17 protein-coding genes are annotated in these 18809 nt (G+C 43.3%); 4 read left to right on the top strand and 13 right to left on the bottom strand.

Annotated elements, in window-relative coordinates:
• The first annotated feature begins 62 nt into the window (after positions 1-62).
• Positions 63-1292 (top strand): glutamate carboxypeptidase, encoded by a 1230-nt coding sequence (locus B1201_RS09520; protein WP_078193320.1) that lies wholly within the window; start codon positions 63-65, stop codon positions 1290-1292.
• A gap of 299 nt (positions 1293-1591) precedes the next feature.
• Here B1201_RS09520 and B1201_RS09515 read toward each other — a convergent pair whose 3' ends face one another.
• The 5 genes from B1201_RS09515 to ribF form a co-directional block, all read right to left on the bottom strand.
• The gene (locus B1201_RS09515; protein ID WP_078193285.1) at positions 1592-2134 is read right to left on the bottom strand and encodes an NADPH-dependent FMN reductase; all 543 of its coding nucleotides are present in this window, start codon (positions 2132-2134) and stop codon (positions 1592-1594) included.
• Between the two features lie 145 nt (positions 2135-2279).
• Positions 2280-2762 (bottom strand): FKBP-type peptidyl-prolyl cis-trans isomerase, encoded by a 483-nt coding sequence (locus B1201_RS09510; RefSeq protein ID WP_078190656.1) that lies wholly within the window; start codon positions 2760-2762, stop codon positions 2280-2282.
• Positions 2755-3294 carry a signal peptidase II gene (gene lspA / locus B1201_RS09505; RefSeq protein WP_078190655.1) on the bottom strand — a complete coding sequence of 180 codons (540 nt, stop codon included), beginning with the start codon at positions 3292-3294 and terminating at the stop codon, positions 2755-2757. Before lspA ends, B1201_RS09510 begins: the two co-directional genes overlap by 8 nt.
• Complete coding sequence (gene ileS, locus B1201_RS09500) at positions 3287-6133, bottom strand: isoleucine--tRNA ligase (protein WP_078193284.1); 2847 nt, start codon at positions 6131-6133, stop codon at positions 3287-3289. Before ileS ends, lspA begins: the two co-directional genes overlap by 8 nt.
• 63 nt (positions 6134-6196) lie before the next feature.
• Positions 6197-7198, bottom strand: a complete 1002-nt coding sequence (gene ribF / locus B1201_RS09495; protein WP_078193283.1) for a riboflavin biosynthesis protein RibF — start codon at positions 7196-7198, stop codon at positions 6197-6199.
• 208 nt (positions 7199-7406) lie between these two features.
• Between ribF and B1201_RS09490 the strand changes: the two genes are divergently transcribed.
• The 3 genes from B1201_RS09490 (at position 7407) to B1201_RS09480 (ending at position 10576) form a co-directional block, all read left to right on the top strand.
• Complete coding sequence (locus B1201_RS09490; protein WP_078193282.1) at positions 7407-8555, top strand: TDT family transporter; 1149 nt, start codon at positions 7407-7409, stop codon at positions 8553-8555.
• A gap of 260 nt (positions 8556-8815) precedes the next feature.
• A complete protein-coding gene (locus tag B1201_RS09485; RefSeq protein WP_078193281.1) occupies positions 8816-9892 on the top strand; it encodes an aromatic ring-hydroxylating oxygenase subunit alpha in 1077 nt (358 codons plus the stop codon).
• A gap of 117 nt (positions 9893-10009) precedes the next feature.
• On the top strand, positions 10010-10576 hold the full coding sequence (locus tag B1201_RS09480) for a 5'-nucleosidase (protein ID WP_078190650.1): 567 nt from the start codon (positions 10010-10012) through the stop codon (positions 10574-10576).
• 69 nt (positions 10577-10645) lie between these two features.
• Here B1201_RS09480 and B1201_RS09475 read toward each other — a convergent pair whose 3' ends face one another.
• The 8 genes from B1201_RS09475 to B1201_RS09440 all read right to left on the bottom strand — a co-directional run bounded on the left by B1201_RS09475 (position 10646) and on the right by B1201_RS09440 (position 18665).
• Complete coding sequence (locus B1201_RS09475) at positions 10646-11266, bottom strand: TetR/AcrR family transcriptional regulator (RefSeq protein ID WP_078190649.1); 621 nt, start codon at positions 11264-11266, stop codon at positions 10646-10648.
• A 347-nt stretch (positions 11267-11613) separates the two neighbouring features.
• Complete coding sequence (locus B1201_RS09470; protein ID WP_078193280.1) at positions 11614-12420, bottom strand: ABC transporter ATP-binding protein; 807 nt, start codon at positions 12418-12420, stop codon at positions 11614-11616.
• Between the two features lie 10 nt (positions 12421-12430).
• Positions 12431-13246 carry an aliphatic sulfonate ABC transporter permease SsuC gene (gene ssuC, locus B1201_RS09465; protein ID WP_078190647.1) on the bottom strand — a complete coding sequence of 272 codons (816 nt, stop codon included), beginning with the start codon at positions 13244-13246 and terminating at the stop codon, positions 12431-12433.
• Complete coding sequence (ssuD, locus tag B1201_RS09460; RefSeq protein WP_078193279.1) at positions 13246-14421, bottom strand: FMNH2-dependent alkanesulfonate monooxygenase; 1176 nt, start codon at positions 14419-14421, stop codon at positions 13246-13248. Before ssuD ends, ssuC begins: the two co-directional genes overlap by 1 nt.
• Before the next feature lie 33 nt (positions 14422-14454).
• On the bottom strand, positions 14455-15444 hold the full coding sequence (locus tag B1201_RS09455; protein WP_078193278.1) for an aliphatic sulfonate ABC transporter substrate-binding protein: 990 nt from the start codon (positions 15442-15444) through the stop codon (positions 14455-14457).
• Between the two features lie 26 nt (positions 15445-15470).
• A complete protein-coding gene (locus B1201_RS09450; protein ID WP_078193277.1) occupies positions 15471-16433 on the bottom strand; it encodes a sulfonate ABC transporter substrate-binding protein in 963 nt (320 codons plus the stop codon).
• A 337-nt stretch (positions 16434-16770) separates the two neighbouring features.
• The gene (gene argA / locus B1201_RS09445; RefSeq protein WP_078193276.1) at positions 16771-18123 is read right to left on the bottom strand and encodes an amino-acid N-acetyltransferase; all 1353 of its coding nucleotides are present in this window, start codon (positions 18121-18123) and stop codon (positions 16771-16773) included.
• A gap of 131 nt (positions 18124-18254) precedes the next feature.
• The gene (locus tag B1201_RS09440; RefSeq protein WP_078193275.1) at positions 18255-18665 is read right to left on the bottom strand and encodes an RcnB family protein; all 411 of its coding nucleotides are present in this window, start codon (positions 18663-18665) and stop codon (positions 18255-18257) included.
• Positions 18666-18809 lie beyond the last annotated feature (144 nt).

Here is an 18809-nt window from a genome sequence, read left to right as displayed (position 1 = left end):
TGCTAAGAACACTTACACAACAACGGACGACATCAAAACTTCAGCTCGCATTAGGCTGCGTCATTGCGCTTAGTGCTTCAGCAAGTTGGGCAGCATCTCCACAAGAGATTATGCAAGTTGCGGAAAGTCAAAAGCAAAGTTATTTAGAGACCTTGAAAACCTTGGTCAATATTGAATCCGGCAGTAAGGATCTTGAAGGCCTGAATCAAATGGCCAAAGTGGTGGCAGATCAGTTGAAGAATGTCGGTGCTGAAGTGAGTGTGATCGAAAGTACAGATATTTATCGCATGGACGATACACCTGAGAAAATGGGACCAATAGTTAAAGGGGTATTGAAAGGTCAAGGTAAAAGTAAAATCATGATGATCGCGCATATGGATACGGTTTATGAACGGGGAATGCTTAAAAACCAACCGTTTAAAATTGACGGTAATCAGGTCTATGGCTTAGGTATCATTGATGATAAACAAGGGGTAGCTGCAATTTTGCATGTTTTGAATACCCTTAAAAAATTGAATTATAAAGACTATGGCACGATCACTGTTTTGATGAATTCAGATGAGGAAATCAGCTCACCTGCCTCACGTAAGTTGATTACAGAAACAGCACAAGATCAGGATGTGGTGTTGTCTTTTGAAGGGGGCGGTAAAGATGGTAACTTACGTCTGGCAACCAGTGGCATTGGCGCAGCCTATTTAGAAATTAAAGGAAAATCTTCACATGCCGGTGTGAAACCTGAGGCAGGGGTGAATGCACTCACTGAGCTCTCTCACCAAATCGCACAAATGCAAAATCTATCTGATCCTAACACTGGGTTAAAGCTGAATTGGACTGTGGCGGAAGCGGGTAAAACACGCAATGTCATTCCAGAACATGCTGCTGCACAGGCGGATGTCAGAGCACTACGTGTCCAAGACTTTGAGGCCGTGGAAAAAACGTTAAATGAGAAAATCAAAAATAAAAAGTTATCAGATAGCCAAGTCAGTGTGAAATTTGAAGTCCGCCGTCCACCGTTGGCTGTAAATGATGCCTCTAAAAAGTTGGCTGAAAAAGCGCAAGATATCTATAAAAATGAGTTAAACATTCCATTGACTGTTTCTTTGACTCCAACAGGAGGCGGTACTGATGCTGCTTTTGCTGGAGTAAAGTCGAAAGCTGCTGTAATTGAGGGAATGGGATTATCAGGAGATGGGGCTCACTCAAGCAATGCAGAATATATTTTAAAAGACAGTATTATTCCGCGTTTGTATTTGGCAACACGATTAATTGTGGATGTGTCGAAAGCAAGATAATATTCTATATCGCAATGATTAGAAGGAGCCTACCTAGGTGGGCTTCATTATGATTAAGCATACAGAACGAAATGAAAAAGCCCCAACGTCCTGTTGGGGCTTTTTCGTATATTGCTAAGATTCAACTCCTGTCAAATCAATCGCTTCCTGCATGTTCCATTCTTTTTATTCTAGAAACTTCCTGTCTCTGTATGGTTTAACTTTATCGTGGATGATGCATGGCGTATAGCTGCCATCTGCTGAAAATAATCTAAGCCTGAACCTACAAAAGGCGGCATCTATCACGCGAACGGCAAGAATTAAGCACTCACATATTGCAGTAATTTTTTGAAAATCGCTTTAACTGCTTTGTTGTCAAAATCATTCGGTTCGAATTTATCTGTTTGATTGCGCGTGAAAATATCACGAATTTCGACCACAGCATTACTGTCAATTAAGCCCAATTGGGTTGCCACTTGGCGAATTTGATCAATCGAACGTGAACCATTGGTGCCACCATAGCTAACGTATGCCGCAGGTTTTCCGGCCCATTCTTTACCGAGGTAATCCAATGCATTTTTGAGCGCAGGGCTGTAGCCGTGGTTGTATTCAGGGCTAATGAAAATAAATGCGTCACCTTGTGCGATTTTATCTGCCCATGCTTGTTGTTTGGGTTGGTCATAAATCCCAGTTAATGGTGGATGTGCGCCTGCAAAAATAGGCAGATCCCATTCTTTTAAATCGACAATTTCAGTTTCTACGGTACTGTAGTCATAGCTTTCGATTTCTGAAAGTAGCCAGTTCGCAATCTTAATTGCCGTACGGCCTTCGCGGACACTGCCGACAATAATATGAAGTTTCATCGTATTTCCCGTCTTGTTTTAAAGTCTTGCATTAAATTAATATGAAAACGGTCCGTTGCATATACAGAAAATGTATCGAGTCGATTGATAGTTATAAAAATAGTGATAAAAAAAGCTCCCGAAGGAGCTTTTTATTTGCTGAAACTTAGATCAGTTTTACGCCTTGTTGACCGGCAGGGGTCACTTTGAAAATTTCAACTTCAAAGGTGATATTTTTACCAGCTAGAGGGTGGTTGAAATCCACTTCGGTAATGTCTTCACCGACGGTTTTGATCACCCCATACAGACTTTGTTTGGCTTTATCTTCAAACTCAATCATATGGCCTTCAACAGGACGTTGCTCAAATTTGACGGTATCAAATTTTTGTACGTTTTCTGGGTTCCATGGACCAAAAGCATCTTCAGGAGGAAGGCTCACGGTACGGCGGTCACCTGCACGTAAACCGAATAAAGCTTTCTCAAAACCCGGTAATAAGCTGCCATCACCCATGACAAGGCTGACAGGTTCAGCACGGCTACGGGTATTGTCAATTTCTACGCCATTTTCAATAGCAACAGAAAAGTGAAGGTCTACTTTAGAGCCTTCTTCAATACGAGTTTCCTCGTTAGGATTGATAAAATCAGTCATTTTGCGCTTCCGCACGTTGAATTCGGTGTTTTTCTAAGAAAAACGTATCGATAAGAAGCAGGATCGTGCCTAAAGTAATGGCACTGTCTGCAATATTAAATGCAGGAAAGTGGCTGTTGTTGTAATACACGTGAATGAAATCCACCACATAACCTAAAGATACACGGTCAATTAAGTTGCCGATTGCGCCGCCTAAAATCAGGGCAATGGCAATCGGAAGGACTTTCACGTTTTTTGGCATACGCATGAGCCAAAATACAAAAATGACAGACACAAGTCCTGCGAGTGAAGTAAAGAAATAACGTTGCCATCCACCGGCATCGGACAAGAAACTAAAGGCAGCGCCATAGTTATGTAGTAATGTCCAATTTAAAAAGGGCATGACAGGTACAGGATCTGCGTAGTTCAGATGTGTACTTGCAATCCATTTGGTCCATTGATCCAAAATAATGGCAACAATGGATAAGCCCACCCACACTAAATTGTGTGGGTAGAATTGAAAGAAGCCCTTTTTTTCTTGTGGATTAGGCATATTTTCTCTCTTCGCCTTGACCTGTAGGAAGGTTAATAATACAACGAGAACAAAGACCTGGATGTTCGTGATGTGTATTCACATCAGGAAGCACATGCCAGCAGCGCGCACATTTTTCACCGTCAGCAGCAGAGACTTTGACATTTAAACCGTCAAGGTCAGAGGCTTCACCTTGCGCTGCATCAAACTCATTGACAATCACTTGAGAAGTGATGAGGACAAAACGCAGTTCTTCACCGAATTTGTCTAAAACAGCTTTCAGCTCAGCATTGGCCCAAAGTTCAACTTTGGCAGACAAGTTTGAACCCACAGTTTTTGCAGTACGTGCAGCTTCAATAAACTTGTTCACCGCAGATTTAACGGTGATCAAGGTTTGCCATTCAGCTTCAGTCACTAAATTTGCTGTAGAGGCTACAGGAATGTCATACCACTCCGCAGTAAATACATATTTCTCAGATTGCTCTGGAATCAGTGGCCAAGCTTCTTGTGCGGTAAAGCTCAAGATTGGAGACATCCAACGGACAAAGGCTTGAACCAAGTGATATAACGCAGTTTGCGCAGAATGACGCGCAGCTGAGTCTGCCTTAGTGGTGTACTGACGGTCTTTGATGATGTCGAGGTAGAAACCACCCAAGTCATTAATACAGAAGTTGGTCAATGCGCTGGTCACGATATGGAAGTTCATATCTTCATAGGCTTGCTGAATGGTTTTCTGTACTTCCGCAGCACGTTGCAAGATGTATTGATCCAGTGCGATCAATTGATCGACAGGCAAAGCATCCGTCGATGGTTTGAAGCCATTCAAGTTAGCCAACAAGAAACGCAATGTGTTACGTATACGGCGGTAACCATCTGATGCACGGCTAAAGATTTCTTTACCCGCAGTCATTTCATAACGGTAGTCTGCAGAGGCGATCCAGAAACGTAGACCATCTGCACCCATGTCTTTGATGATGTCTTGTGGAGTGATCACGTTACCGATCGACTTCGACATTTTGCGGCCTTTTTCATCCACAACGAAGCCGTGAGTCAATAAGCCTTTGTACGGGGCGCGGTTATTAATCGCCATAGACGTCAACAATGAAGATTGGAACCAGCCGCGATGTTGGTCAGAACCTTCAAGGTACAAGTCAGCAGGGTCTTGCAATTCTTCACGTTCACGAAGCACTGCAAAGTGTGTTGTTCCAGAGTCAAACCAAACGTCTAGAGTGTCACGAACTGCATTGTAATGCTCTGCATCTGCACCAATAAACTCAGACGCATCACGGTTATACCAGCCGTCAATACCTTCTTGTTCAATCAGCTTCGCTACTTCTTCGATCAGCTCAGGGGTACGCGGGTGAAGTTCGTTGGTATCTTTATGCACGAAGAATGGAATTGGCACGCCCCATGTACGTTGACGTGAGATACACCAATCTGGACGACCTTCAATCATCGACTGGATACGGTTTTTACCCCAATCTGGTACAAAGCTGATGTCATTTTCAATCGCGTTCAATGCACCTTGGCGTAAACCTTTTGCATCCATGCTGATGAACCATTGTGGTGTTGCACGGAAGATAATCGGTGTTTTATGGCGCCAGCAATGTGGATAGCTATGTTTGATCACCACATGTGCCCAAAGTTTGCCTGCTTCGGTTAAAGCAGCAATGATTTTTGGATTGGCTTTGTAGATGTGCTCGCCTGCAAAAATTGGTGCAGTCGGTAAATACACACCGTTGCCGCCAACTGGATTGTCGACTTTTAGGTTGTACTGTAAGCCAACTTTATAGTCGTCCACACCATGGCCTGGGGCGGTATGTACAGCACCTGTACCACTGCCGTCTGTGACATGCTCACCCAAAATCACTGGTACTTGGCGTTCAGCAATTAACGGATGTTGTAGTACTAGGTTTTCAAGTTTTGCACCAGCAAACTCAGCAATCACTTCAACTGCGTTAAAGCCATAACGCTGCGTTGCAGATTCAACTAATGATTTTGCAAGGATGAAGTTTTGCGCTGCTTTGTCTTCGCCAGTTGCTTTCACCAATTGGTATTCAAGCTCAGCATGTAGAGCAACCGCTTGGTTGGCAGGCATAGTCCAAGGCGTGGTTGTCCAGATTACGATATCTGTACGGTCAGTAACGTCTACACCTAGGCGTGCAGATAAATCAGCTAAATCAACAACAGTAAAACCAACGTCAATCGCATCTGATTTTTTGTCTTCGTATTCCACTTCAGCTTCAGCTAAGGCAGAACCACAGTCCAAACACCAGTTGACTGGTTTAAGACCTGGCTCAATATGGCCTGCTTTGGCAATTTCACCGAGTGAACGAACGATGTCGGCTTCTTGTTTGAAGTTCATGGTGAGGTAAGGGTTGTCCCAATCACCAAATACGCCCATACGCACGAAGTCTTTTTTCTGTAATTCGACTTGGGTGTAAGCATATTCACGGCAGGCTTTACGGAAAGTGGAGGCATCTACTTTCACACCGACTTTACCGACTTTTTCTTCAACTTTCAGTTCGATTGGAAGACCGTGACAGTCCCAACCTGGTACATACGGTGCGTCAAAACCGTCCATTACACGGCTTTTGATGATGATGTCTTTGAGGACTTTATTCACCGCATGGCCTAAGTGAATTTGGCCATTTGCGTATGGAGGGCCGTCATGAAGCACATATTTTTTCTTGCCAATACGCGATGCACGAATCTGCTGATAAATGTTGTCGGCATACCACTCTTCTAACCATTTCGCTTCACGTACTGCGAGATTTGCTTTCATCGCAAATTCAGTACCTGGGAGGTTTAGCGTGGCTTTATAATCCACTGCATTTTCAGGAGTTTGCTTATCGCTCATGCAAGTTGTCTTCCAAATTTATCAGCCCGTTGACTGACGCGTTTTACAATAAATAATCGGGGTTTAAAAGGGGAAATGAGGGTGCTGACCTCGAAACTCAAGGAGCTTTTCTACGTCATCATCAATTCCCACTTTCAGTGCTTCAAGCGAAGGGTAGTCCTTTTCGCCATGTAAAAAGTTCAAGAACGTCACCCGCATTAACAGGCCATACAGATTAGCAGAAACATCAGGAAAATGTACTTCTAATCGCCATTCAGGATGTTCCTGTTTAATCGCGGGACGCGTACCAACATGCCCTGCACCAAACAGGGCAGAGGGTGCATAACCTGCAACCCCTAATTTGTCAGCATTTTCGTTTTTTACTTTATCTGTTAAAGATTCGGTTTCACAAATGACATCGACTGCATAAATGCCATTTAAACAAGGTTTATGACGGTTTAAACGGACATTAATGGTAGGAAAATTAATCGTGCGACCGATTTGATCGCCATATTGCACACGACCTGTGATGCTATATGGACGACCTAAAAGTTTTGCGGCATGGGCAAGGTTGCCTGCTTGTAATGTCTGACGAACCAGTGTTGAACTGACACGTTCGCCATCGACTTCAACATTCTGCAGGGCTGTGACTTGGAAGCCGTATTGGCGTAAAAATTCGCTATTGCCTTGACGGTTTTTGCCAAAGTGATGATCTTCGCCCAAAACTAAACTTTGTGTATTGAGTTTATTTTTTAAAATATCGGCAAATTCTTCAGCGCTGAGATTACGAAAGGCATTGTCAAATTTCGCCACCACAATATAGTCGACGCCCAGTTCAGTTAAATATTCGACTTTTTCACGTAGTGAACTGATTCGAGGTGGAGCGTCATAAGCTTTAAAGAATTCAAGTGGTTGTGGCTCAAAAATCATCACAGCTGTTTTTAAGTTTTGTTGCTGTGCTATGTCTTTGAGCTGGCTGACCATCGCTTGATGACCCAAATGTACGCCATCAAAATTGCCAATGGTCACGGCAGTTTTGGGGAGTTCTAAGTGGGGCGCTAAAGCATTCAGACGGAGCAGCTTCATGGGCGAATCAATTGTTGAAAATGTTTGAGGGCTATATATTGCCATAATCTTCTGCGTTCGTCTTGTTGTTGTGTTTTTACTCAAGTTTTTTTATGCAGAGATGAATTTATTATCAGTAAAATAAATTATAAAAATAAATATTAATCAATTTTTCTTATTTAATGGTGTGCTTAAACTATAGACATTCCATTTTGATGAGCATCATGCGATGAAAATGCCATTTTATCAACTCCAGCATAAACAAGACTTGATTCGTCATTTCACCCCAAACTGGTTTACGGTGGTGATGGGCACAGGTGTGGTGGCCCTCATTTTACCATCTATACCGTTGGCGCCGCAGTGGATGTGGTCCATCGGAGCAGGGTTGTGGCAGATCAGCATCGTGTTGTTCATATTGTTTAGTGGGATGTATCTCAGCCGATGGATCTTATACCCACAAGAAGCCAAGCAGATTTTCCAGCATCCGGTGATGAGTTTATTTCTGGGGGCAATTCCCATGGCACTGGCAACCCTGATCAATGGCGCATTGAAATTTGGCGCCACGCTGTACACTGAGTTTTTGGGCGTAAGCATCATCACATGGGCTGAATATTTATGGTATGTCGATGTGTTGATGGCAATTGCGATTGCATGGTGTGTTCCATTTCTGATGTTTAGTCGTCAGCAACATGCGCTGCAAGGCATGACTGCAGTATGGTTATTGCCGATAGTGGCTTGCGAGGTGGCTGCCAGTTCAGGCGGTTTATTGTTGGCGCATTTACCTGCACAGGCCCATGCTGTCCATATTTTGCTGGGGAGTTATCTGCTTTGGGGGATCTCAGTATTTCCAGCATTTGCCATCTTAAGCATTTTGTTGCTGCGTCTGGCTTTACATCAATTGCCAAGCAAGGATATGGCGATCAGCAGTTGGTTGGCCTTAGGACCGATTGGGACAGGGGCTTTAGCGCTGTTAGTTTTGGGCGAGCAAGCCCCACGTATTTTGACAGCGGTAGACTTGGCTGATTTAGGACAGGTGTTGCTTCAAGGCGGCGTGTTCGCAGCCCTTGTTCTGCTTGGATTTGGTGTATGGTGGTTTGGAATCGCTATACTCATCACGCTAAAACATTTGCGAGATTTACCCTTTAATCTCGGGTGGTGGGCGATGACATTTCCATTCGGCGTTTTTAGTTTGGCGGTCATCCATTTGGCGGAACAAACGCAGTTACACGCTATTCAACAGTTCGGTACTTTTTTTGCAGTATTGCTCTTTACGCTTTGGATATTGGTAATGCTGAAAACCATACAAGGGTTTTATCGCGGCACCTTATTTTTTTCTCCGTGTTTAAAAGCGTATTGTGATGCTCAGCGCGCATCTTAATTGATGTTGGGTGAATGTAAATCCGTTGAAGAAAACTATTGCGCGTTGGCTTTGACGGATTTCAGCAAACAAATATAGAGCTTGTGCAAGCGTGTGATGCAGTTACGTTATTTTGCTATCCAAGCAAAACATTCATGTATAAAATTTGCGCGTATTTTCGAGAGATCAACTGGCTTCGAGATATAAACTTGCTTGTAGTAGTAGGTGCTAGAGCAAGGCTTATGGATTAAAACAAAAAAGATAAAAATAAGGATCGAATTATGTGTAATCAAACCAGTTTTTGGGATGATGCCAAAGGATTATTAGAAGAATGGTACGTCGCTTGTACCTCTAAAGAACTCAAAAAAGATCAGCCTTTTTCAGCCACCCTGTATGGTAAAAAAATTGTTCTGTTCCGACAAAAAGATGGAACAGCTGCTGCATTGCTCGATCAATGTGTACATCGTGGCGTGCCTTTGTCTCAGGGTAAAATGACTGATGGCTGCGTGACGTGTCCATATCATGGCTGGTCGTATCAGGGCGATGGGCATGTGGCGCATATTCCTAGTGTCAATGGACAATTTTTTCCAGAAAAACCGCATCCTTTTAAACAGCGTAGTTTTGATGTGTGTGAGCAAGATGGGGTGGTATGGATTTATCTCGGTGAAAAGCCCAAACAGGAACGCCCAGAAATATTTAAATTACCGTTTTATGATCAAGCCGGCTGGGTCAGCTATTACATGGTCGGCAGTTATGATGGTGAGATGGGCGCTGTTGCACAAAATATTATGGATGTGACCCATACTATATTTGTCCATGAAGGCTGGTTTCGTTCAGAGTCCGGAAAAGCCGTAGATGCCACCATAGATGTCGGGCCGCGCAAAGTAGTCGTTGACTATCATGACCATGATGCAGATGTTGGCATGATGCCATGGCTGACCAATCCGCATGGTGCTGAACAGGTTCACCGCGACAGTTTTATCGCACCGAATATTACCTTGGTGGAGTACCATTGGGGAGAGCCGTCGGGCATGGTGTTTAATAGTCTGATTAGCCCTGTGGGGCCGTATGAGTCACGGGTTTATACCTGTGTTAGCTATAAATTTCCCATTCCAAAATTGTTGTCTAAGGCATTGATGCCGGCTGTGAATGCCTATACTTGGGTGGTCAACAAACAAGACATTAAAATTTTGTCAGCGCGAAGAGCTGGGATCGAGCATATGCCAATGACCCATTCGCATAGTGTACGAGGGGATATGGCGCATATTGCCTTAGAGAAGATTTTAGATGCCTTACGTCATGACCAACAATTGGCACCGTCATTTATTGGCAAGCGGCCGATGCAATTTCAAATTTGATAGCATTCAAATCTGCGTGAGGAATTTATTTTCTGAGCAATGTGATTTTTGAAGCTGATTTTTTCTGCGCACGTGCAAATGTATGCTATATGAAGGCATCAATTTGAGGAGACCGCTATGCGTCAGCAAATCGCTTTAATTATGGCACTGCCGAGTGAATCTAAAGGCTTGTTTGAAGCCGCAGGCATTGAAGTACATTACAGTGGTATTGGTAAAGTCAATGCCGCATTTAAAGCCTTTGATGTGATTCAAAAAACCGGATGTCATACTTTGCTGAATTTGGGCACTGCGGGAAGTTCACATTTTGATGCACATGCTTTGGTTGAAGTAGCTCAATTTGTACAACGGGATATGGATGTATCGCCTTTGGGTTTTGATGTGGGGGTGACGCCGATGGATACCGATCATCCCGCTGAAATTCAGCCAGAGAGCATGTTTAGCCATTTGCCTAAAGGAATTTGTGGTACAGGCGACAGCTTTGAAACTGGGCTGCCGAAAGTACCGTGTAATCTTGTCGATATGGAAGGCTACGCAATCGCTAAAGTATGTAAAAAACTGGGTGTTCGCTTTGTATCGGTAAAATATATTACCGATGGTGCGAATGACACAGCACATCTGGATTGGGAAGAAAATTTATTATTCGGCGCAAAGAAATTATTGGAATTATATCAAACAGTAAAATAAGGCATTTAGCTAATTTCGGTCGGCGACCATAGAATGCTATGGTCGTATGCCAATTCGACCCAATTCAATTTACTTTTCTGGGCGTGGAATTACACCGTAAAGCATCATATGGACGGTATGTTGAATAATCCGTTGTTGCATACTGCGATTACGTAAGGTTTTTCCAGTGACCATTTCCATTTGGGTTGCAAAGTCAGCATAGTTTTGCGTGATTGCCCAAATGTTCAGAATTAAAAGTTCTGGATCAATATCTTTTGAAATTTTGCCTTGTTCTTGCCAGTTGCTAATGACTTTGGCTTTGCGTTTCACTAATTTTTTTAGTGGACCTTTTAAAATTTCAAGAATGTGTGGTGCGCCCTGAATGACTTCAAGTGCGAACAAACGTGAGGCTTTCGGTTGCGTACGAGATACTTCAATTTTCTGCAATAGATAATTGGTGATCGCTTCTTCAGGCTCAAGGTCTGCTTCCAACATTTGTAGCGGAGCAAGCCACTTTTGTAGAACCGTTGTCAGAACTTCAACATAAAGCGCTTCTTTATTTTCATAGTAATAGAAAATATTCGATTTATGCATTTCTGCAATCTGTGCGATCTCATCCAAGCTGGCGCCATTGAAGCCATACAGGGAAAAGACATCCAGTGCTGCATTAAGCAACTGGTGGCGTTTCTGGGTACTCTTTTTTTGTTCCATTAGCTCTTTTAAGAAAATGAAAAGGGAATATTGAATTGTACGGCAAATCAACAGATTTGTGCACAATCATCGTTTTTAATTTTATGAATTTTGGCAGTTTATTCTGTTCAACGGTCAAATAAATACGACGAATGCCATAATATTTCAAATAATCATTTTAGGGTGAAATTTAAATAAATCATTATTTTTAGTCATGGATTTATATGATTTATCGTAATTTTTGTGATGTATTTGTCAATAGGCGATAAATTTCCCCTCAATGCTAAACATGGTTTTGTTGCGATATTGTTCTTGAATAGGACAGGAAGTCACACGGTTTAAGTGATGATTTCCTGCACAAGTAAAGCTTAAGTGGCCAAGACCGCTTGTAAGACTTGTTGTTCAAGTTCAGTAAATTCAATGCCTTTTTTTCGTGGGCGGGTCAAATCGACACGAAATTCTTTGGCAATATGGCCTTTATCAAGCAAGATTATACGGTCTGCCAACTGTACGGCTTCACTCACATCATGCGTGACCAAAATCGCGGTAAACCCTTGTTCAGTCCAGAGTTTTTCAATCAAATTCTGCATATCTAAACGTGTTAAGGCATCGAGCGCACCCAGTGGTTCATCTAGCAGCAAAATGCGTGGTTTATGTGACAAAGCACGTGCCAGTGCAGTACGTTGACGTTGCCCCCCTGATAGCTGTGTTGGCCAAAGCCCCGCTTTGTCTTTTAAACCAACTTTCTCGAGGAGTGCTGTGGCATTGGCATGTTGGTCTTTGCTTAAACCGAGTTGCACATTTTTCTCAATGCTACGCCAAGGCAGGAGGCGAGGGTCTTGGAACATCACACGAATATCATCACTGGTGATGCCTTCACGAATATGACGAGCAGACTTAAATTTAATTTCGCCATAACTCGGTTTTTCTAAGTCGGCGATGAGGCGAAGCAGGGTACTTTTACCACAGCCACTACGACCGACAATCGCCAAGAATTCACCAGGTTGAATATGCAGGTCAAGGTCTTCAAGGACTTTAACATCGCCATAAAATTTGTGTAGTTGTTCAATCAGGATCTCTGCGCTCAACACCGCATGGGGGTTGATATCCTCGACAGAAGAACGCTGAGGTTGGGTTGAGTCGTCTGCATGACGGCTTATGCTTAAATCGGTCATCACATGCTCCTTATTTTTGGTAACCCGAGTGCCAACGGAGTAAATATTTTTCTAAGGCAACAGCCAGTACATCGGCTAATTTACCGAGTAGGGCATACAATAAAATCCCGACCAAGACGATGTCGGTTTGCAGGAACTCGCGTGCGTTCATGGTCATATAACCGATGCCGGCTTGTGCAGAAATGGTTTCTGCCACAATCAACAAAACCCAAACGAGACCGAGTGAAAAACGCAGGCCAACCAAAATAGACGGCATCGCTCCCGGCAGAATGATTTCTTTATACAGTTGCCAGCCACTCAAACCATAGCTTTTGCCCATTTCAATCAGTTGAGGGTCTACAGAACGAATACCATGATAGGTATTGATATAAATGGGAAAGAATACGCCAATAGCGACTAAAAAAAGCTTGGCCGATTCATCGATCCCAAACCATAAAATCACCAATGGAATTAGAGCAAGAGCAGGAATATTACGGATCATTTGCAGCGTGGTATCGAGTAGCGTCGATGCTGTTTTTGATGAACCATTTAGCAGCCCTAAAAAAAGACCTAATCCACCCCCAACTAAAAGCCCAACCAAAGCACGACCCGCACTGATTTGGACATGCTTCCACAATTCACCACTGATCAGTAAGTTCCAAAAAGCCACCACGACCGCACTTGGCGCAGGCAAAATGCGACTTTCTAACAGCCCTGTAACAGAGGCAATTTGCCATACAATAATTAATGCAATAGGAAACAACCAAGGTAGCAAACGCTGCCCGAGTTGTGTTCCACGTGAAACCTTCGGTGCTTTGAAGGTTTCAACAGAAACAGTTTTGGACATTAGGCCGGCTCCTGAATCTTTCCAGCTTTTTTATTTTCATCTGGGGTGTAGTTGTTCGCGACGATCTCACCAAATGGGCCTGTTAAGTTAGGTTGAACCAATTTCTGACGCGTTTCCAATGGCAGTAGTGGGAACACCAATTCTGCGAAACGGATCGACTCTTCAAGGTGTGGGTAACCAGAGAAAATAAAGGTGCTAATTCCTAGATCAGCATATTCTTGGATACGTGCGGCTACCGTTTCAGGATCACCAACGAGTGCCGTACCTGCACCACCACGAACCAGGCCAACACCCGCCCATAAGTTTGGCGATACTTCTAATTTGCTACGGTCGCCGTTGTGCAGTTCAGCCATACGGCGTTGACCAACAGAGTCCATGGTTTTGAACTTGGCTTGCGCGGCTGCAATGGTGGCATCGTCGACATATTGGATCAGCTCTTCTGCTGCTTTCCATGCCTCTTCATTGGTTTCGCGCACAATGACATGTAAACGAATGCCATAATTCAGTTCACGTCCTTTGGCTTTGGCTTTTTCACGCACCACTGCAATTTTTTCTTTTACCGCAGCAGATGGCTCACCCCAAGTTAAATAGGTGTCAACTTGATCTGTCGCGAGTTCAACAGCAGCTTCTGACGAACCGCCAAACCATAGTGGTGGATAAGGTTTTTGTACCGGTGGATAGAGTAATTTGGCGTCGTCTACACTCAAACGTTCGCCATGGAAGGTATAGCTTTCACCAGTATGTGAACGGGTTAAAATTTCACGCCAAATTGTGGTGTATTCCGCGGCAGTTTGGTAACGCGTTGCGTGATCTTCATAGACACCATCACCCTTGAGTTCTTGCTCATCACCGCCTGTAACTAAATTCAGTAAGATACGACCGCCAGATAAACGGTCAAATGTTGCAGCCATACGTGCAGTCAGTGCAGGCGTTGTCACCCCTGGGCGTAGCGCGACTAGAAATTTTAGATTTTTAGTGGCATCAATCAAGCTTGCAGCTGTAAGCCATGGATCTTCACATGAACGACCTGTCGGAATCAGAACGCCTTCATAGCCAAGATTATCCACCGCTACTGCAATTTGCTTCATGTAGGCATGATCGACTTGGCGTGCACCTTTACTTGTTCCTAAGTAGCGACTGTCACCGTGGGTAGGGATAAACCAGAAAATTTTCATGTTCAGTTCCTTGTATTTTTGATGGCTCGGGTATCAATGTGATGAAGGTGTCCAAACTTGCTTTTGGACTTGAATGTTGTTTGGAATCAGTTGGACTTGTTTAAATAAGTCCGCAATATTTTGCTGTGCTTGTATGACCTCGGGTGTCAGTGGGCGCACAGGAGATGGTTTAGATCGGCGAGAAAAGGCTTGCGCAGCAATATTCTTTTGCAGCCCAGTGCTGTTTTGATAAACCTCTAAAGCCACATTTTGGTTCTTCACAATCCACTGATCGGAAGCGTCTAGGGCCTTTAAAAATTTAGCTGGGGCATCAGGGTGCGTTTGAACGACTTTTGGATTTGCCACATAAAATGAATAGGTCTTTGGAAAATCACCAGATTGAATCAGCACTTTAGCCTGAGCATCCAACTCCGCTGCAGATAAAAACGGGTCCCAAATGGCCCATGCATCAATTGATTTTTTATCAAATGCGGCCCGTGCATCTGCTGGTGGAATCCAAATCGGTTGAATGTCATTCCAAGTCAAACCGGCTTTTTCTAAAGTTTTGGCTAATAACTCATGCGCACTCGAGCCTTTTTGTACAGCAACGCGTTTGCCACGTAATTCTTGAATGGTTTTGATTGAGCTATCCGCTGGAATCACGACAGCAAGCGACTGTTCAGGCACCACTTCATAGCCAATATAATTCAGGTCTTTATTGGCAGCTTGGGCAAAAATAGGCGGGGTGTTGCCGACATAGCCATAATCCACCGCACCGACCGCAAGGGCTTCTAACATTTGTGGGCCAGCAGGGAACTCCTTCCACTCAATGTGAGCGCCGGGAAATTGTTGTTCAAAGAGCTTTTGTTCACGGGCAACCAGCAAATTTAAGGCTGATTTTTGGAAACCGATAACCAAGGTTTTTACGGCTGTTTCAGCTGGTTTTTCACGATCCTGCTGTGCTGTTTCTTGTTTTTGGCAGGCACTGAGTCCAAGGCCAAAAGTGGTTAAAGTCAGTATGGAAAATGTTCTTAGAATACGCATGGCATCGCCCTTATGCTGTGGTCGGCTTATTTGATAATGGCCGACTCAATATTTAATTTATTTGGAATTAATTTTTCGTTATAAAACGCATCAGCGACTTGCTGCTGCTCTTGCGCCACTTGTGCAGTAATCGGCGTCACTTGATTGCCTAAGCGTGAAATAGATGTTTTAAGTACATCTAGACCTAAGCCGGTTTTGCCTTCGAGTAACTTGGCCGCTTCATCTTGATTTTTTGAGACCCATTGCGTGGTCAAATTCAACTCATTCACCACAGCTTGCAGGACTTTTGGATTTTCCTGAGTAAATTTGCGATCGGCCAAATAGAACTGGTAGTTCTTCACCAAGTTTTCGCCATTGGCAATGGTGCGAGCATTAAGTTGATGCTCAGCGGCAGAAAGGAACGGGTCCCAAATTACCCATGCATCAACGGCACCTTTTTCAAAAGCAGCACGTGCATCGGCAGGCGGTAAATACACGACATTGATGTCGCTAAATTTAAGCTGATTGGCTTCCAACAACTTGAGCAACAGGTAATGCACGTTTGAGCCTTTGTTTAAGGCCACACGTTTACCTTTTAAATCCTGAATACTGTGAATAGCCGAATCTTTTTGCACAATTAACGCTTCAGCTTTTGGAACAGCAGGTTGGTTGGCAATGTAAACCAAATCGGTTTGAGCGGCTTGAGCAAAGATAGGTGGTGCTTCACCGACTTCACCAAATGAAACACTGCCCACATTGAGGCCTTCAAGCAGCTGTGGACCCGCAGGAAATTCCACCCATTTGATATTTACACCTTGGCTTTTTAAGGCTGTTTCTAAAGTTCCGCGTTCTTTTAAAATTGGCAATAAGCCATATTTTTGGAAACCAATATTTAAGGTGACATTTTCTTCAGCCTCTTTTTTGCCACAGCCCGACATCATCATGGCACCCACAACCGCTGTAGACAGTACAAGTTTTTTTGTCCAGAGTTTTGCTTTGTGAGTACGCATGTGTTGCTCCTATAAAGGTCTAAATGTGCAGAACTGTTGATTTATAAACACATAAGCTAAAGAGTTTTCTTTTTCGAAAAAAATAAGAAAACTTAAATTTAAAATCAGGAAAAAAGATAAATAAATATCAGCAAAACTTATGAAAAAATATGATTTTAGAAAAACATATAATGTGTCTAAGTGTTATTTTAAGTTATTGAAATTATTTTATTTATTATGGTTATTTAAATGGTAGATATGGTTATTCTGTGGCTTGCAAAGTGATTTGAGGGGTAGCCAATGGATTCGGCATAACCTTATGCAAAATAATGCTATTCAGCACATAAAAAAAGCCACTTTAAAGTGACTTTTTACAAACCAATGAGTTTCTTTGGTAGTTGTATAAGGCCTGACGGGCATTCGGTAAGTCATCGACACTGACTTGTTCAAAACCTTGTTCAAGGAACCAATGCGCTGTCCGTGTGGTCAAAATAAACAATTGTTCAATACCTAAATCTCGCGCTTTTTCTTCTAAATAATGCAAAATTTGGCTGCCACGATTCGATTTTCGATAACCTGGATGCACAGCCACACATGCGATTTCAGCAGAGCGTTTTTCATTCCCTGTGACAGGAATCGGGTACAACGCAGCACAAGCCAAAATCGTACCGTCACGTTCAATCACTGCAAATTGTCCAATTTCATTTTCCAGACGTTCGCGTGAGCGATAAACCAAGATACCTTCTTGTTCGAGAGGGCGTAACAGATTGATTAAGCCACCCACATCTTGAATATCGGCAGTACGCACTTCTTCATAATGCGCATCCGTGATCATGGTGCCAGAACCGTCACGTGTGAACAATTCTTCGATCAATGCGCCATCATAGGCATATGAAATAAGATGAACACGGTGTACGCCTTGTAACGAGGCATCTTTAGCAACGCTTAAATGCAGGGCAATATCGGGATTAGAATCTTGATATTGCAAAATATGCTGATCAAGTTGATGAGGTGTAATTTCGCGTTGTAGCTGCCCATGTTCATTGTGCAAACCGTGTTGTTTGCCCAAGAAAATCAACTTATCCGCTTTTAAGCTTATGGCGGTTTTGGTCGCAACTTCTTCAGCCAATAAATTAAACACTTCTCCTGTAGTGGAATAACCTGTCGGCCCAAGCACCACAATATTTTGGCTATCTAAATGACGTTGAATTGCATCGATATCGACGGAACGAACTTCACCAGACAGTTGAAAATCGATACCATCACGAATGCCATACGGTTTTGCCGTGACTAAATTACCTGAGACCACATCAATACGCGCGCCGTACATCGGTGAGTTGGCTAAACCCATAGATAGGAGCGCTTCAATTTGCAGACGAATGGAGCCAACAGCATTCATCACAGCAGGTAAAGATTCGCGAGTGGTGATGCGACGATGATGATGAAATGGTGTCTGGATGCCGCTGCTTTGTAAATTATGATTGATTTGCGGACGGGCACCATGCACCAAAATTAGACGAATACCAAGCGAGTGTAATAAGGCAATATCGTGAATAATGTGTTGAAAATTTTCATGTTGCAGCGCTTCACCATCAAACATGATGACAAAGGTTTTGTTGCGATGCGCATTAATATAGGGTGCAGAATGACGGAACCAATGCACATACTGTAAGGTTGTGCTAGAAGATGGTTCAGTGATATTCGTTTGCATGCCTATGCCTGTTTATTCGCTTTGGTATGGATGATTCTAAACAAAAACATATGACAGCGGAAAGCAAATATAAAAAAACACCTGAACAGTGTTCAGGTGTTGGGAAAGGGACTTAAGAGATCGTCGAATGATTAGCCATTCTTAATGCGAATGATGCGATCGGTACGATCATTGACTAGCACGTAGTCACCATTGATTTTGTACCATTGTTGATAACGACCGGTGTTCGGTAAGCGGCGCGCTTCACGATCACTCACTTTGTAGCGGCTTGAATCGAAATAACGAGGAAGGCTTTGACCAACACGCCAATCGCGGCTTGGATTTACACGACGAAAGTCATTACGGTCGTAGCGATTATTGTCATAACGGTTGTTGTTATTCCAATTGCTCGGACGGTGATCTTTGTCCCAACGGTTGTCTTGATGTTGGTATGACGGATGGTAACGGCGGTCATCTTGACGATGGTCTGGCGCAGCAATGGCTGCTGTTGTTGCCATCAAAGCCGATACGGAAAGAACTAAACTCGATACGATTTTGTTCATGGGACACCTCTATACATTTCTAATCTGTTTTTCGATGATTCAAAATTAGCGAGAAAGTTCAGAGAAAGCGTGGGGGCAATATAGTTGAATTGTGAAATGTATGGAGGAAATTTGAAGGTGTGTAAATGATCTGAACGCTAGGCA

It is taken from the genome of Acinetobacter sp. ANC 5600 (assembly GCF_002018395.1).
In the GTDB taxonomy this organism is placed as follows: Bacteria; Pseudomonadota; Gammaproteobacteria; order Pseudomonadales; family Moraxellaceae; genus Acinetobacter; species Acinetobacter amyesii.
Note: the sequence above shows the minus strand (reverse complement) of the source record. Positions and strands in the feature narration are given on the sequence as shown.